General features: G+C 43.9%; 1 protein-coding gene. It reads left to right on the plus strand.

Going from position 1 to position 633, the window contains the following annotated elements; translation table 11 throughout:
• Positions 1 to 202: 202 nt before the first annotated feature.
• The coding region (locus tag C3945_RS11715) for a transposase (protein WP_161879829.1) at positions 203 to 633 on the plus strand (431 nt) is incomplete at its 3' end.

Genomic DNA, 633 nt, shown 5'->3' on the forward strand with positions numbered 1-633 from the left:
GCTGAGAAAGCCACCCGAACGAAGCGTTTGGAAGAGGAAGTATTATCCATCGCTATTCACTGCAGTTCGATCACTGCTGTTAAACTGATCCGTAAAGGTACGGCTAATATCGGAAAAAGTACGATCTGCAATCTGCTCCATAAGGAGCGTCTTAAGCCCTGATCATAATCCGATCCTTGTCTGTGGCATTGATGATTTCGCCATGAAGAAAAAGTTACGCTACGGTACGATTCTGGTTGACTCTCTTACCCATCAAGTGATTGATTTGATTGATTCAAGAGAGACCGAGGCAGTCAGTAAATGGCTTGCTTATTTTCCGAACCTGTTGATCGTCTCTCGTGATGGATCTAACACCTATAAAAAGGCGATCGAAACGGCACATCCACAGGCTATTCAAGTGAATGACCGGTTTCATTTAATCAAAAATCTGACCGATTATATCAAAACCTATTGGATGAATCATCTACCGGTAAACGTCCCTTTAAAGGGGATCAAGCAACCTAAAACGCCCGCTTTATCTTTATCGGCTGCGGATAACAACCGACAGTTGAGCGCTGCTGAAAAAGCGCGACGAGCAAAAGAGCTGAACAAAAATGGATGGACTAAAACAGCTACCTGTCGGGCACTCAATAT

Origin of the sequence: Alkalibacterium sp. MB6 (assembly GCF_009935905.1) — a bacterium.
Taxonomy (GTDB): domain Bacteria; phylum Bacillota; class Bacilli; order Lactobacillales; family Carnobacteriaceae_A; genus Alkalibacterium.